General features: G+C 68.7%; 10 protein-coding genes. 2 read left to right on the top strand and 8 right to left on the bottom strand.

Annotated elements, in window-relative coordinates:
* On the top strand, nucleotides 1-395 hold a 395-nt coding region (locus SPR02S_RS53060; protein WP_019065191.1), incomplete at its 5' end, for an electron transfer flavoprotein subunit alpha/FixB family protein.
* Nucleotides 396-499: 104 nt separating this feature from the next.
* Here SPR02S_RS53060 and SPR02S_RS53055 read toward each other — a convergent pair.
* The 8 genes from SPR02S_RS53055 to SPR02S_RS53020 form a co-directional block, all read right to left on the bottom strand.
* Nucleotides 500-2,620, bottom strand: a complete 2,121-nt coding sequence (locus tag SPR02S_RS53055; protein WP_019065190.1) for an alpha-galactosidase — start codon at nucleotides 2,618-2,620, stop codon at nucleotides 500-502.
* A 100-nt stretch (nucleotides 2,621-2,720) separates the two neighbouring features.
* The gene (locus SPR02S_RS53050) at nucleotides 2,721-5,309 is read right to left on the bottom strand and encodes a CBM35 domain-containing protein (protein ID WP_019065189.1); all 2,589 of its coding nucleotides are present in this window, start codon (nucleotides 5,307-5,309) and stop codon (nucleotides 2,721-2,723) included.
* A gap of 185 nt (nucleotides 5,310-5,494) precedes the next feature.
* Nucleotides 5,495-6,568: a LacI family DNA-binding transcriptional regulator gene (locus SPR02S_RS53045; protein WP_019065188.1), complete on the bottom strand. Its 1,074-nt coding sequence runs from the start codon at nucleotides 6,566-6,568 to the stop codon at nucleotides 5,495-5,497.
* Nucleotides 6,569-6,596: 28 nt separating this feature from the next.
* Entirely contained in the window at nucleotides 6,597-7,943 is a 1,347-nt protein-coding gene (locus SPR02S_RS58460; protein WP_019065187.1) for an ABC transporter substrate-binding protein, read from the bottom strand.
* A 73-nt stretch (nucleotides 7,944-8,016) separates the two neighbouring features.
* Entirely contained in the window at nucleotides 8,017-8,859 is an 843-nt protein-coding gene (locus SPR02S_RS53035) for a carbohydrate ABC transporter permease (protein WP_019065186.1), read from the bottom strand.
* A gap of 13 nt (nucleotides 8,860-8,872) precedes the next feature.
* A complete protein-coding gene (locus tag SPR02S_RS53030) occupies nucleotides 8,873-9,802 on the bottom strand; it encodes a carbohydrate ABC transporter permease (RefSeq protein WP_019065185.1) in 930 nt (309 codons plus the stop codon).
* Nucleotides 9,803-10,264: 462 nt separating this feature from the next.
* Nucleotides 10,265-11,332, bottom strand: coding sequence for a D-2-hydroxyacid dehydrogenase (locus SPR02S_RS53025; protein ID WP_019065184.1), 1,068 nt, complete (start codon nucleotides 11,330-11,332; stop codon nucleotides 10,265-10,267).
* Entirely contained in the window at nucleotides 11,332-11,967 is a 636-nt protein-coding gene (locus tag SPR02S_RS53020) for an RraA family protein (protein ID WP_019065183.1), read from the bottom strand. Before SPR02S_RS53020 ends, SPR02S_RS53025 begins: the two co-directional genes overlap by 1 nt.
* Before the next feature lie 391 nt (nucleotides 11,968-12,358).
* On the opposite strand from SPR02S_RS53020, the gene SPR02S_RS53015 reads away from it, so the two are divergent.
* Nucleotides 12,359-13,735: an MFS transporter gene (locus SPR02S_RS53015; protein WP_019065182.1), complete on the top strand. Its 1,377-nt coding sequence runs from the start codon at nucleotides 12,359-12,361 to the stop codon at nucleotides 13,733-13,735.
* Nucleotide 13,736 lies beyond the last annotated feature (1 nt).

Here is a 13,736-nt window from a genome sequence, read left to right as displayed (position 1 = left end):
CATCGACCGGCCGCCCGGAGCTGACCGAGGCCGCGATCGTCGTCTCCGGCGGCCGCGGGGTGAACGGCGCGGACAACTTCGCGATCATCGAGGCCCTCGCCGACTCCCTCGGCGCGGCCGTCGGCGCCTCCCGTGCCGCTGTCGACGCCGGCTGGTACCCGCACTCCAACCAGGTCGGCCAGACCGGCAAGAGCGTCTCCCCGCAGCTCTACATCGCCAACGGCATCTCCGGCGCGATCCAGCACCGCGCGGGCATGCAGACCTCCAAGACCATCGTGGCCGTCAACAAGGACGCCGAGGCCCCGATCTTCGACCTCGTCGACTACGGCGTCGTCGGCGACCTCTTCGACGTCGTCCCCCAACTCACCGAAGAGATCAACACCCGCAAGGGCTGACCCCCGGCTGCTGCCTTTCGGGCGGTACGAGGCTCCCGTGACCGGCGAACGTATGGTCGCTGACGTCACATGTCCCTCCGTTCCCCGATACCAGGCGGCCGCCGTCAATCCTCCCGAACCAGGTGGAACAGAGCGCTCGCGTTGTCCTGCGGTGCCAGTCGTAGCGGCAGTCCGTGGCTGAGCAGGACGGCACCGTGGTGCAACGCTCCGGTGTCGGCGTCGCGGTAGCGGGCGTCCGGCGCGAGGGCGCGCAGCGGCAGGGCGGGGTCGGCGTGGCCGAAGCGGCGGGCCCGGCGGGTGACGAGGACAGCGGCCTCGGTGCCGTCGGGGGCAAGGTACTGAACGGCACTGAGCTCGCCGTCTCCCGGGGAGCTCAGCCGGTACTGCCGGCCGTGCTGGACCAGGGGCCGGACGCGCTTGTACGCCGCGACCAGTTCGGCGGCGCGGGCGAGTTCGGCGGCGCTCCAACGGGCGAGGTCGCCGCCGATGGCCAGGACGCCGGCCATGGCTACGTGAAAGCGGAAGTCGAGGGGGAGGCTGCGTCCGGTGTAGGGGTTGGGGCTGTCTGTGACCCAGGCGCCCATGACACGGGCCGGGTAGAGCTGGGAGAAGCCGTGTTGGATGTCCAGGCGGTCCAGCGCGTCGGTGTTGTCGGAGGTCCACACCTGGTCGGTGCGGGCGAGGATGCCGGGGTCGAGCCGGGCGCCGCCGCTGCTGCAGGACTCGATGCGCAGGTGCGGGTGGGCGGTGCGGAGCCGGTCGATGACGGCGTAGAGGTTGTGGACGTGCTCCGTCCACAGCGCTTCGGGATCGCTCTCGGCGTCGGGCCAACCTGCTTCGGTGAAGGGACGGTTGAAGTCCCACTTGAGGAAGTCGATGTCGTTCTTGGTCAGTAGCTCGTCCAGCCGGTCGTACATCCAGGCCGCGACGTCGGGGCGGGCGAGGTTGAGGACGAGCTGGTTGCGGTGCTCGGTACGGCGGCGGGTGGGGTGGTGCAGGACCCAGTCGGGGTGGGCGCGGTAGAGGTCGCTGTCGGGGTTGACCATCTCGGGCTCGACCCACAGACCGAAGCGCATGCCGAGTTCGTGGACCCGGTCGATCAGTGGACCGAGGCCGTCGGGGAAGCGTTCGGCGTTGGGGGTCCAGTCGCCCAGTCCGGCCGCGTCGTGGGTACGGGAGCCGAACCAGCCGTCGTCCATGACGAACAACTCGACGCCCAGTCCGGCGGCCCGCTCGGCCAGGGCGCTCTGGCCCTCGACGCTGACGTCGAACTCGGTGGCCTCCCACGAGTTGTAGAGCACCGGCCGCAACTCCCCCGGGTGCGGCAGCACATGGTCGAGCAGATAGCGGTGCCAGGCGCGACTGGCGCCGCCGAAACCGCCCTCGGTGTACGCGGCGGCACTGACCGGGGTGCGCAGTTCGGCGCCGGGTGGCAGCTGCCAGGTGATGGGCGCGTGGCCGAACCCGGCGGAAACGGTGACGCGTTCGGTGGGCAGCCGTTGAACGGTGAGCTGCCAACTGCCGCTCCAGGCCAGGGCGCAGGAGTGGACGCGGCCGTGCTCCTCGGTGGCGGTGCCGTCGTCGAGCATGACCCAGGGGTTGGCGTGGTGGCTGGTGGTGCCTCGACGGCTGCTCAACACGGTCTCGCCGTACGGCAGTTCGGTGCGGCTGAGTTGGGTCTCGGCGCCCCACTGGCCGTGCACCTGGCTGAGCCGGTAACCGTTCAGGCGGGGGACGGTCCAGGTCGCGGAGTCGGCGCGGACGACGGTGACGGGGCCGTCGGCGGCTTCGGTTCCGGTGTGCCGGAGCACGAGGTGACGCTCCAGCACACCGGTGTCGGCGTAGACCTTGAAGTGCGCCTCGACCGTCAGCGGGTAGTGCCGGTCGGCGAAGGTGAGGACGAGCGTGTCGTCGGTGCGGGACTCAGCGGTCCAGTTCAGCTCCAGGTCCCGTACTCCGTCGGCGAAGCGGACCTGGACGGCCGCGTGGCCGTACCGCATGCCCCCGGCGGCGTCCAGCGCCAGGGCGCCGTCGGTCGGGTCCTCGAACTGCCGCCGGGGCAGGGGCCGTTCGAGCAGTGAGGCGGCCTGTTCGGGGGTGAGCCTGCGGCCCCAGTGCAGGCCCCGCAGCCGGTCCTCGTCGTCGAGATGCAGGACGTAGGAAGAGGTCGGTCCGGACAGGACCCACAGCCGGTGGTCGGGGTCGTGGGCAATGTGCGGAGGCATGGGGACGGGCCTTTCGGGCTGGGGTGACGCGGCACGGGAAGGGGCGGGCCGCCGCCGCGCCAGGCTGACGCGGTGGCGGCCCTCGGAGAGCGGGTGGGGGTCAGCCGAGCACCGGTGCCACCTCGATGTAGTCGATGTTGGGTGCCCACGAGGAGGAGTTGGACAGCTTCAGGGTGTTGGTGCCTGCCGCGAGGGTGACGGTGGTCGGGAGCGTCCAGTAGTCGCTCCAGCTGTAGGAGTTGCGGAAGGTGAGCGTCGTGGCGGTGCCACCGTTCACCGACAGGTCGGCGGTGCGGGACTCGACGTTGGTGTTGTAGTTGCCGGTGCCGGCGCGGTCGTTGTTGGCGTAATGGATCACGACGGTGTAGCGGCCCGCGGCTGCGGCGCTCACGCTGCCGAAGGTGAGGGTGTTCGCCGAGGTGTTGCCGATGTAGCCGACGTTCTTGCCGCCGGATGCCCAGCTGTCGGTCTGGGTCACCGCGGCGCCCGCCAGGGTGGCGTTCTCCGCCTGGTAGGTGGTGACGCCCGTGGTGGAGCCGGCGCCGGCGACCTTGAGGTCGCTCAGCGTGGTGGTGGCGCCGCTGTTGGGTGCGACCTTGATGCGGTTGATCCCGGCGGACAGGTAGAGCCTGGTGCTGGAGGTGGTCGCCGAGCCGCCCGACGACGACAGGGTGGCGACCGTGGTGCCGTTCAGCGCGAGCGCGGTGGTGCCGCCCGTAGAGCTGTAGTCGGTGCTGACGGTGTAGTAGCCGTCGGTGGCCGCGTAGGCGTCGAAGATGGTGCTGCCGCCGCTGGTCAGCGCGACCGTGCCGGTGCCGGTCTCGCCGACGTTGCCGTATGCGTAGGTGGCGCTGCCGCTGGTGTCGGCGAAGGCGGCGTCGTACACGGTCTGCGGGGTGCTCTGCGCTGCGGTCAGGTCGATCTTGTCGAGGGTGACCTCACCGCTCGCGGTGCCCAGGGTGGAGTTGGAGACGGCGAGCGCGATGGTGTGGCTGCCGGCGCTCAGGGTGACGGGCACGGTCACGGTGCTGCGGTACTGCCAGTTGAGGGTGGACGGGTAGTTCACGAACTGCGGGTTCGCGCCGTCGACGGTCAGCACCTGCTGGGACGGCGTCCCGTGCTGGTTGCCGTAGAAGATGGCGAGGTTGTACGTGCCCGCGCTGGGGACCGAGACCGAGAAGGCGACCTTGCTGTCGGCGGCGCTGATGTAGCCGACGTCCTTGGTACCCGAGGTGGCGTAGGCGTTGTAGTTGGACACCGTCCCCTGGGTGACGACGGTGGCATCGGTGATGGTGGCGTTCTCGGCCTCGTAGGACGAACTCCACGGCACGGTGGGCGCGGTGGCGGTGCCGCCGCCGTTCGGGGTGACGGTGATGCGGTACGCCGACATGGCGTTCAGGCCGGTCAGCGGGACGGTGATGCTGCCGCCGGAGGGGGTGTAGGCGGCGCGGGATATCGTCAGCGGAGTCGCCGAGGCGCCCTCGTACCCGCTCCAGTTGAGGGCCTGGACGGTGACCTCGACCTTGCTGCCGAAGGTCGCGCTGGGGATGTTGTTCAGCACGACGTTGGTGTCGGAGGCGGACCCGCCGACGATGACCTGGGCCTGCTTGCGGGTGGTGTCCAGGGACGCCATGCCCTGGAGGGTGTCGGTGGTGTTGGCCGACGGCGGGGTGACCTTGACGGTCTTGCCGGTCAGGCCCGCGTACCAGCGCCAGAACCACCAGGTGCTGTTGGGCACGTTGGTGTGCACGGTGTTGCCGTCGAGGTTGCCCGCGATGTCCCAGTAGGCCTGCTGGCCGTAGGACTTGGTGTTCTCCAGCATCGAGGTCCACTGCACCATCTGGCCGGGCACCGACAGGTCACGCCGGTCGGCGTACTCGTCGATGTTGATGGGGCGCGCGCTGATGCTGCGGGCGGTCTCCAGGGCCCGGTACGTGGTGTAGTGGCTCTGGTAGTCGGCGAGTGAGCCGGGGTTGAGCTCGTGCCAGGTCATCCAGTCCGGCAGCTCGGAGTTGGCCTTGGTGTAGGTCAGGAAGTCGCCCAGGAACGTGGAGTTGAAGGACGCCGTGTTGGGGCCGCCGATGACCGCCGCCGGGTAGTCCGCCTTGATGCGGTTGTAGACGGTCGTCCAGTCGGCGAGGAACCTGTCGCGGGCGGTCGTGTACGTGGAGCTGTCGGAGGAGTTGAGACCGCTGTACCAGATGCCGTCCGGCTCGTTGAACGGGACGAAGACGACGTCGGAGGCGTAGGAGCTGGCCTTGATGGCATTGACGACGGTGTCGACCTTGGTCAGATAGTCGGCGATGCCCAGGTTCTGGTACGGCCAGTCCGAGTACATGTCCTGGATGTTGCAGAAGAGCTTGCCGCCGCCGTTGCGCTTGTAGGAGGCGGCGACTTTGAGGATGTCGCCGTTGGGGTGCTGCGCGCCGCCCGGGGGCTTCTGGGAGACGGTCGTCAGCTTGAGCGGCGCCAGCAGGTTGTCGCCCGGGACACCGTCGTCGCTGAGGCCGTACAGCGAGCCGTTCGCGCCGTGCAGTACGTCGCCGGTGGTGGTGCCGAGGTCGGCGGTGAAGGTCTGGGTGGCCGCCGAGGCCGTGGTCGGCACGGCGAGCGAGCCGACGACCAGGGCGGCCGTCGCGAGCAGCGCGCCGGTGAGGGCGCGTCCGGTCCGTCTTGTGCGGGTGGACATGGATACCTGGCTTTCTCCCCCCGCTGCACTGCGGGAGGGCAAGGTGGGGACGGGTGTGAACGCTCACATCCCCCGCGAACGTGAGCGCCTTCTTCGAACGTGGAGCTTGGAGTTCTGAGCGTCGGGTTCGGGGCTTCGAGCGGCTCGGCTCGCCGGGGGTGAACCGGCGAGCCGGGTGGTTCAGGTCATGTGCGAGCCCGCAGGGAAGGCGCCGGGCCGCTGCTCTCCCGGACGATCAACTCCGGCTCGCCCCACATCGGCAGCGCCGGCGCGGTCTCCGGTTCGAGGAGCCGGAGCAGCATCCCGAAGCAGCCCCGGCCCAGGCCCTCGAAGTCGAGCCGGACAGTGGTCAGTGCGGGGTGGACGTACGCCGACTGGGGTGCGTCGTCGAAGCCCACCACACTGAGGTCCCCCGGCACGTCACGGCCCGCCTCCCTGGCCGCCCGCAGTACGCCGAGCGCCAGGTCGTCGTTGCCGCAGAGCACCGCCGTCACCGTCGGATCGGCCACCAGCGACCGGGCGGCGAGGTAGCCGGAGCGCGGACTCCAGCCGCCGTCCAGCGGCTCCGGGAGCGGTTTCCCGGCCGCCCGCAGCGCGTCACGCCAGCCTTCGGCACGCTGCCCGATGCGGGTGGTCGAGGAGGGGATCGAGACGTACCGCACGCTCTCGTGGCCGAGGCCGAGCAGATAGCGGGTGGCCTGAGCGGCGGCCGCCCGGTCGTCGAGCCAGACCTGGGGCCGGTCGCCGGGGCTGCCGTCCTCGGGCCGTTCCACCACCGCCGCCGCCGGGAACTCAGCGGGCAGCGCCTGCCACGCCCGTACGCCGGGTGCGTCGAAGGCGATCACCAGCACCGCCTCCCCCGGCCGGCTGACCCGGGCCGCGACCTCGGCGGGCCGTTGGGCCGAGCCGGCGTCGAGCACGCTGATCCCGACCGTGAAGTCGGCCGCTCTGGCCGCCTCTTCGATCCCCTTCAGGGTCGCCGAGGCACCGTACAGGGAGGTGTCGGAGGTCAGGACGGTCACCGACCGCACCGCCCCGCCGGCCAGGGCGCGGGCCATCCGGTTGGGCGTGTAGCCCAGCTCGGCGATGACCTCCAGGACCCGGGTCCGGGTCGACTCCTTGACCTTGGGGTGGCTGTTGACGACCCGGGAGACGGTCTGGTGGGACACGCCCGCTTCCTTGGCGACGTCAAAGATGCTGACGGCCTTCGGAGCCTGCGGTCCCCCGTCGGACCGGGGGGCGGGCGTCGCTTCCTGCATGGCGGTGACGGCTCCTTGTCGCTGTCGGCTAGTCGGTGATGGCGGCGTTGGACTCGGTGTTCACCGTGTCCGCGGCCTTCTTCGGAGTCTGCTGGCCGAGCCAGACCTGGTTGAAGGGGTCGAGCACCTTCACGTTGTACGTGGCCGACGAGGTGGTCAGCGGGTAGCCGATCGTCGTGCCCTCCGCACCCTTGGAGAAGGCGCTGACGTCGACGCCCTGCTTCTCCCAGTACGCCACGAAGTCCTTGTTCAGAGTCGGGATCGACGGCCACACCGTACCGGCAGCGGTGATGATCTTCTCGGACTGCTCCGAGCCGAGCCACTTCACCAGTTCCCAGGCCTCCTTGGGGTGCTTGCTCCCCGCGTACAGGGCGTTGCTCAGGCCGTTGTACACGGTGCCCTGTCCGGCCGGCCCGCTGGGCAGGAGTGCGACGCCGAAGTTGCCCTTCAGCGAGGTCTGGTAGGCGCTGAGGTCCCAACTTCCGTCCCACACCACGGCCGCCTGCTTACGGGCGAGCACCGCAGGCAGCGCGGCACCGTTGGGGGTGTTCGTGACCGCGGCCGGCACCGCCACGTGGTACTTCAGCCGCAGGTCCTGGACGAACTGGATCGCCTCGACGCAGGACGGCTGGTTGATGGTCCACTTGCCCCAGGCTTTGTCCTGCAGCTTGCAGCCGTTCTGGGTGGCGAAGTCCCACCAGTCGGTCTGGCCGTTGGGCGAGGCCAGTGCGAGCCCGTACTGCTTGACGTTCTTGCTGTCGAAGCCGGACTCGTTCGGGTGCTTGCCGCTCTTGTCGACGGTGAGCTTCTGCAGCGCCTTGACGAAGGTCCCGCCGTCGTCCGGGTTCCAGGTGAGACCGGACAGGTCGTCCTGGGTGAGGCCTGCGGTCTTCAGCATGGTCTTGTTGTAGACCTGCTCGATCGTGTCCCAGTCCTTGGGCAGGCCGTACTGCTTGTCGCCCTGCTTCCAGCCCGCGGTGAGCTTGGGGTCGTACACCGACAGGTCGACCTTGTCGGCCTTGATGTAGGGGCTCAGGTCGGTGAGCACGCCCTGCTTCGCGAACTGCGGGAAGTACCCCACGTGATCCCAGAAGACGTCCGGCGCGGTCCGGCCGGCCATCTGGGTCTGCAGCTTGCTCCAGTACTGGGCCCAGGCGTTCAGCTCGATCTTGACCGTGATGTTCGGGTGCGCCTTCTCGAACGCGTCGATGGACTTCTGCAGGGCCGGCTTCTGGACGGCGTCCCAGATCCCGTACCGCAGGGTGACCTTGCCACCCGCGGAGTCGGAGCCGGAGGAGCCGCAAGCGGCGGTGAGACCGAGCACGAGGGTGCTCGTGGCGGCGAGCGCCAGGACTCTTCGGGAGCGTGCGGACATGGTGGAGGTCCTGTTCTCTGAGGGTTCTGCGGTGCTACGGGGCGGGTGTACGCGTGGGGTCTCGGACGGCCGGTTACTTCAGCCCTGTCAGGGCGATCGACCGGACGATGTGACGCTGGAACATCAGGAAGACGGCGATCAGCGGCAGCAGCGCGAGGGCCGCGCCCGCCAGCACGATGTGCGGCAGGTCGGAGACGTGCTGGCCCTGGAGTGCGGCGATGCCGACGGTGATGACCTTGGTTCGGTCGCTGTTGGTGATGATCAGCGGCCAGATCAAGTTGTTCCAGGTGTTGATGAAGGTGATGGTGGCCAGCGTGGCCAGGATCGGCTTGCTCAGCGGCAGCATGATCCTCACCAGGATCGTCCAGGTGCTCGCCCCGTCGATCCGGGCGGCGGCCTCCAGGTCGCTCGGGATGGTGCGGAAGTGCTGCCGGACCAGGAAGATCCCGTACGGGGTGCCGAAGACCGTGGGGAGGATCAGCCCGGCGAAGGTGTCGACCAGGCCCAGCTCCCGCATCATCAGGAAGAGCGGCACGAGCGTGATCATCTGGGGCACCATCATCGTGGCGATGTAGCCCCAGAACAGCAGGTCCCGGCCCGGGAACTCCAGCCGGGCGAAGGCGTACGCGCCCATGGCGCTGAAGACCACCTGCCCCAGGGTCACGGCGACGCTGACCAGCAGGGTGTGCAGCAGGAAGGACGACATTCCGTACTGGTTCCACACGGCGGTGAAGTTGTCGAAGGTGGCGTGGCGGGCCGGGGCCCAGGCGTCGGTGGTCAGCAGGTCCTGGGGCCGCTTGAACGAGGCGTTGAGGATCATCAGGTAGGGCCCGATGGACAACAGGGCCCCGGCGATCAGGACCACGTAGAGACCGGTGCGTCCGAAGGCGGTCGCGATGGTGCGGTGAGTACGCATGGTGGAGCCGCCCTCAGCTGAAGTCGTAGACGGTGCGCTTGCGGAAGTACAGGAACTGCACTGCTGTGACCAGCAGGATCAGGGCGAAGAGCAGCATCGCGAGCGCGGAGGCGTAGCCGGTGCGGAAGAGTTGGAACGCCTGCTGGTAGATGTGGAAGTTCATGGTGTCCGTGGAGCCGTTCGGGCCGCCCTGGGTCATGACGTAGACGGTGTCGAACATCTGGAACGAGCCGATGACGTTGGTGACCAGGACGAAGAGCATCGAGGGCCGCAGCAGCGGCAGCGTGATCCTGAAAAACCGCTGAAGGCCCGTCACCCCGTCGATGTCGGCGGCCTCGTAGAGCGATTCGGGGATCGCCTGGAGACCGGCCAGCAGGAAGAGCATCGTGTAGCCCGTGTACTGCCAGACGTTGATGGAGGCGAGCACCGGCATCGCCCAGGTGGTGGACGACAGCCACTCCGGGCCGCTGACGCCCAGCAGGGACAGGAACTGGTTGACCGCGCCGTGCTCCGGGTCGAAGGCCCAGCTCCAGATGATGCCCAGGGCCACCGGCATCGCCATCCACGGGAGAACGAACAACACCCGGAGCACCTTGCCGCCGCGCAGGCCGCGGTTCATGGCGAGCGCGAGGAGGAGGGCGAGGACGGTCTGGGCGGGGATGTTGAGGGCGACGTAGTACAAGGTGTTGCGCACCGAGCGCCAGACCTCGCTGTCGCCCGTCATCTCGCGGTAGTTGGCCAGCCCGACGAAGCGCGGCGACCCCATCAGGTTCCAGTCGAAGAAGCTGATCACCACCACGCCGATGATCGGCGCGACCAGGAACAGCACGAAGCCGAGCAGGCTGGGAGTGAGCAGCGCGTACGCCTCCAGGGTCTGCCGCAGGCGGCGCCGGGGCGGCGGCCCGACGACGGGGGAAGCGGTGCGGACAGGCGCGGTGGTCACCGATGAGTCAGGGGCGCGTTCGATGTCGGCTACTCTCCGCCCAGAAATGTTAGCGCTCACAATTTTGCACTCCGTAGAACCTTGGCGACAGACGGCACAGCAAGGGGGCGGCACGGGAAGAGACGCACCAGGATGGCTACAGGGTGGGAACTTACCCATCCTCCGACATCGGAAGTTAACGTGTCGGTGACGCGAGCCCTAGTGTTAGCGATAACTCTCAGCGGCCGCAATACTCCGGACGGAAACATTCTCATGACGGCCCGTCAGCTGCGGCAGGGGTTGCGCCACACGATCGTGGCCGCCCACAGGTCCTGGGCGGCGAACCACCCACCGTGCTGATCGACGCGGCCACCGAGTTGATCAACGAGTGGGGCATGGCCGCCTTCTCGCTTGCCGAGGTCAACCACTCCGTTGCGCTCGGCATCGTGTTCGAACAGCGAGTGTGCTCGCCCTTTCGACCGATCAGTAGAACTCGACGGTGTCCACACGGTTGAGCGGGCTCTGGCCGTCGAGCAACCGCGTGGCGTTGGCGGCGAAGAGCTCGGCGATGAGGCGGTCCTCCGCGATGCTGAGCGCGGCGGTGTGGGGGCTCACCAGCACGTGGTCGTGGTCCCAGAGCGGGCTGTCGACCGGCAGCGGTTCCGTCTCGAAGACGTCGAGCGCGGCGAAACCGACCCGGCCGGAGTCCAGTGCCTCCATGAGGGCTACCTCGTCGACGACGCTGCCACGGCCGACGTTCACGAGGGTCGCACCGGGCCGGAGGGCATCGAAGAACCGCTTGCCGAGGAGGTGTTCGGTCGCCGAGGTGCCGGGGAGCGTGTTGACTACGGCGTCCACCGTCGGCGCCACCTCGACGATACGGTCGAGGGGCACGACCTCGTCGACCCCTTCAACTCCCGTACCGCTCCTGCTCGTTCCGATGACCTTGGCGCCCAGCGCGTCAAGTTTCCGGGCGACGATCCGGCCGATACCGCCGAGGCCGAGCAGCAGGATCGTCTGCTCGCTCACCTGCCCCATCGTCCAGCGGCCGCCCCACTCGTGGTCCCGTTGCCCGCGCATCAGGCGAGGAAGACCCTTCGCTCCCCCGAGCACACCGAAGACGGCGAACTCCGCGAGCGGCCCACCGTGCACTCCGGCGGAGGTGGTGAAGAGGACGCGGTCGAGTTCCTCGGCGGTGAGCCGCGCGGCCTTGACCTGGCTGCCGCCGCCCGCGGCCATCGTGTGCACCCAGCGCAGCCGCGGGTTGGCGCGGACCGTCCGGGCCAGGGCGACGGGGTCCACGTCGGGGATGCCGTAGAGCGCGTCGGCCGAGTCCAAGGCGGCCTCGTAGACGCGCTGTTGCTCGGGTGTGCGGTGCCAGGCCGGGTCACCGGCGAAGTCGGCGGGCCAGCGCATCGGCGGGAGCAGTGCCTGGTCGACGACGAGGTCGATCCGTGGTTCCAGCGCGAGGATGCGCGCGCAGTCGTCCTCCGACAGTGGTGCGGCGACCGCCACGCGGAGCCGGTCCGGGGTTCGTTCCTCGGTCCCCATCAGGCGCGTCGGCTCCGCAGTTCGGCGACCTCGGCGTCGAGGTCGGCCTCCCGGGCGACGATCGCCTCCACTGCCGTCAGCGCCTCGTCCGCACGATGGGGCGGGATGACGATGACACCGTCGTCGTCGGCCACGACGATGTCGCCGGGGCTGACCACGACGCCGCCGATCGCGACGGGTTCGCCGATCGTGCCCGGTCCGTTCTTGAAGGGCCCGGCGGGTGTGAGCCCGCGCGCGAAGACAGGCACGCCGAGCTTCTCGATGATCGCGCCGTCGCGCACATAGCCGTCGACAACCGCTCCGACAGCGCCGAAGACGTCGAACCGCTGGGCCAGGTTGTCACCGACGATGGCGCGGCCGTCGTAGCCGAGGGCGTTGATGACCAGGATGTCCCCGGGGCGGATGTGGTCGAGGGCGGCGATCACTGCCTTGTTGTCGCCGGCGACGGTGAACACGGGCAGCGCGGTGCCGACGGCCTTCGCGCCCTTCCAGATCGGGGAGATCCCGCCGTCCACGATGTTCAGTCGGTCCAGGGCGTCGCCGAGATTGGCCACGGAGTGCTCGCGGAACCGCTGGAGCAGCCGCTGGTCCGGGCGGTCCCAGAGGGGGGCCACGCGCACGTTGTCCTGGGTCATCACAGTCTCCCGCTCGGAACTAGAAAATGCGAAACTTTTCGCGTTTCACGGGCCAGTCTGCATCCATCCGTGCCGCGAGGGCAAGAGCGGGCCAGAGGGGTGACGCGGGGCGCCGGCGAGCGGCGAACCCCAACGGGGCCCAGGCGCCCAGAAGCCGCATCGCGTTCGAAGCACAGGATTTACCTGACGGCAATCCAGATCCTTGACCACCCAAGAGTGCGAATCTATTCTCATTCGAGATCCGAGTCGCATCTTGGCTCGGATACGCCCCTGAGCCGCGCTCCGTAATGTGCATCCCCCTGGCGCGAGCGGGCCCATGCATGTCCCGACGACACCGACGTACGACTTCTTCAGGACACCGTCCCCAGGGTCCACGACCGAAGGTGAACGCATGACAGCGTCAGATCGGCTCGACACCACGTCAGATCGGCCCGAGGCAGCGTCGAATCAGTTCGACGCGGCCGCCGTCGGTGTGGTCACCGCGGACGACAAGGTCGTCCGCAAGGCCACCGTCGCCGGAGCCGTGGGCTCCTTCGTCGAGTGGTACGACTACGGCATCTACGGCCTGCTCGTCACCTATCTCGCGATCAACATCATGGGAGGAGCGGAGACCGGAGGGCTCTTCCTCACCAACGTCGGCTTCCTGGTCAGCTTCATCGCGCGGCCGTTCGGCAGCGTCATCTGCGGTTACCTCGGCGACCGGCTCGGGCGGAAGAAGCTGCTGGCCACCCTGCTGGTACTCATCTCCGCTGCCACGGCGGCGATCGGTCTCATCCCCTCCCACGACGCGATCGGCGTCGCCGCGCCCGTGCTGCTGGTCGCGCTCCGGGTGCTTCAGGGCTTCTCGGCCGGTGGCGAGGTGGCGGGCGCCATGTCGTTCGTCGGCGAGTACGCCCCGGACGCGCGCCGCAACTACATGATGAGCTTCATCGCTGTCGGCTCGTTCATCGCCCTCATGGTCGGCAGCGCTTTCTCCGCGATCCTCATCTCGACGCTCGGCGACGACGCGATGGCCTCCTGGGCCTGGCGGGTCCCCTTCCTCGTCGCCGTCCCGCTCGGCTACGTCGGCTTCTACATCCGCCGTCAGTTGGAGGAGACCCCGCACTTCAAGGCGCTGCGCGAGCAGCGGACCGTCGTACGCAACCCGCTGAAGGACGCGTTCACCTCGCCGCGCCACCTGAAGGCGATCGTGCTCACGATCTTCCTTCCGGCGCTCAACGGCCCTGGTTACTACCTGCTGTTCGTCTACATGCCGACCTATCTCAAGACCTCGCTCGGCGACCACAACTTCTCCATGCTGCGGGCGCTCACCGTCACCGCGGTCAGCCTGGTCGCCATCGCCGTCTGTATCCCGCTCATGGCACGGCTGTCGGACCGGATCGGCCGCAAACCCGTCCTGGTGTTCTCGGCCGTCGCGATGGCCGTGGTCTCGTACCCGATGTTCCTGCTCATCACCACCGGCCGGTTCGGACTGGCCTGTATCGGCACCACGGTGCTCGCGATCGCCTTCTCCGGCCACGCCGCCGTGGTGCACACCGTGCTCGCCGAGATGTTCCCGACCACCGTGCGCTACTCCGCCTACAGCATCGGGTTCAGCATCTCGACGATCATCTTCGGCGGCAGCGCCCCGCTGCTGATGACCGAGCTCATCGACTCGACCGGATCCAATCTGATCCCGGCCTTCGCCTCCATCATCACGGCCCTGATCACGCTGGTCAGCATCACGTTCGTACGGGAGACCAAGGGCCGTCCGCTGGCATCCCACTGAG

Source organism: Streptomyces prunicolor NBRC 13075, assembly GCF_000367365.1.
Classification (GTDB): domain Bacteria; phylum Actinomycetota; class Actinomycetes; order Streptomycetales; family Streptomycetaceae; genus Streptomyces; species Streptomyces prunicolor.
Note: the sequence above shows the minus strand (reverse complement) of the source record. Positions and strands in the feature narration are given on the sequence as shown.

Coding starts and splice junctions, on each gene's coding strand:
- SPR02S_RS53055 (WP_019065190.1), bottom strand. CDS start 2,620: ATGCCTCCGCACATTGCCCACGACCCCGACCACCGGCTGTGGGTCCTG.
- SPR02S_RS53050 (WP_019065189.1), bottom strand. CDS start 5,309: ATGTCCACCCGCACAAGACGGACCGGACGCGCCCTCACCGGCGCGCTG.
- SPR02S_RS53045 (WP_019065188.1), bottom strand. CDS start 6,568: ATGCAGGAAGCGACGCCCGCCCCCCGGTCCGACGGGGGACCGCAGGCT.
- SPR02S_RS58460 (WP_019065187.1), bottom strand. CDS start 7,943: ATGTCCGCACGCTCCCGAAGAGTCCTGGCGCTCGCCGCCACGAGCACC.
- SPR02S_RS53035 (WP_019065186.1), bottom strand. CDS start 8,859: ATGCGTACTCACCGCACCATCGCGACCGCCTTCGGACGCACCGGTCTC.
- SPR02S_RS53025 (WP_019065184.1), bottom strand. CDS start 11,332: ATGGGGACCGAGGAACGAACCCCGGACCGGCTCCGCGTGGCGGTCGCC.
- SPR02S_RS53020 (WP_019065183.1), bottom strand. CDS start 11,967: ATGACCCAGGACAACGTGCGCGTGGCCCCCCTCTGGGACCGCCCGGAC.
- SPR02S_RS53015 (WP_019065182.1), top strand. CDS start 12,359: ATGACAGCGTCAGATCGGCTCGACACCACGTCAGATCGGCCCGAGGCA.